Here is a 1280-nt window from a genome sequence, read left to right as displayed (position 1 = left end):
AGAGCTAGAGATTTCTCAAGAAGAATTAAAAAAAGCCTATGAAGGTTTATCAGTAGAGCAAGGAAATGCTCTTGATGTTGCTGCTCAGAGAGTACGCGCGTATCACGAGAAACAAAAGATTGAAGCAGGTTGCCACTCTTGGGAATATGAAGAGGCTGATGGCACGCGCTTAGGTCAAAAAGTCACAGCCTTGGATCGCGTGGGTATTTATGTTCCTGGCGGTAAAGCGGCCTATCCCTCTTCAGTATTAATGAATGCTATTCCTGCCAAAGTTGCTGGTGTAAGAGAAGTCATCATGGTGGTGCCTACCCCTGATGGCGCTCGCAACTCCTTGGTATTGGCTGCTGCATACTTATCTGGAGTTGATCGCGTCTTTACGATTGGCGGTGCACAAGCTGTTGGTGCTTTGGCTTATGGCACGAAAACTATTCCACCGGTGGACAAGATTGTTGGCCCTGGCAATGCCTATGTAGCAGCTGCTAAGCGCAGAGTCTTCGGTATCGTTGGCATCGACATGATTGCTGGCCCTTCAGAAATTTTGGTTCTCTGCGATGGTTCTAGTAATCCCAATTGGATCGCGATGGATTTATTTTCTCAAGCCGAGCATGATGAGTTAGCGCAATCTATTTTGCTTTGCCCAGATGAGAAATTTATTGAGCAAGTGCAAGCAAGTATTAACAAGCTATTGCCTGAGATGCCAAGAAAGCAAGTGATCGAAGCATCGCTTACTAATCGCGCTTTATTGATTCAGGTAGGAGATATGAGCGAGGCTTGTGAGATTGCCAACGCCATCGCTGCTGAGCATTTAGAAATTTGTGCAACTGAGCCGCGTAAGTGGGCTGAGTTAATCCGTCATGCTGGCGCCATTTTTATGGGTAACTACACTAGCGAATCTTTGGGTGATTATTGTGCAGGCCCGAATCATGTATTGCCAACAGCGCGCACTGCACGCTTCTCTTCGCCTTTAGGTGTGTATGACTTTATAAAGCGCTCAAGCATGATTGAAGTGAGTGAAGCGGGTGCTCAAACATTAGGTGCTGTTGCTAGTACACTCGCTCACGGTGAGGGTTTAACGGCTCATGCCCGTGCTGCTGAGATGCGACTGAAAAAATAAACTTAAACGCTTGCTAGAATTTCTTTCAGAGCAGTAATCAATTCATTTGTTTGCTCATCAGTACCGATGGTGATGCGTAAAAACTCTTCAATGCGTGGTGATTTAAAGTGACGCACAATAATTCCACGATCGCGTAAAGCTTGATAGAGCTTCGCACCAGCATGTT

General features: G+C 46.0%; 2 protein-coding genes. One reads left to right on the top strand and one right to left on the bottom strand.

What is annotated here, in order from left to right:
• Positions 1-1114: histidinol dehydrogenase (gene hisD, locus B7Y67_RS18355; protein WP_293599865.1), on the top strand; the 1114-nt coding region annotated here is incomplete at its 5' end.
• 2 nt (positions 1115-1116) lie between these two features.
• Here hisD and B7Y67_RS18350 read toward each other — a convergent pair.
• Positions 1117-1280 (bottom strand): aminotransferase class I/II-fold pyridoxal phosphate-dependent enzyme (locus B7Y67_RS18350; RefSeq protein ID WP_293599866.1); only part of this gene is annotated, 164 nt, incomplete at its 5' end.

The organism is Polynucleobacter sp. 35-46-11, assembly GCF_002281105.1.
Note: the sequence above shows the minus strand (reverse complement) of the source record. Positions and strands in the feature narration are given on the sequence as shown.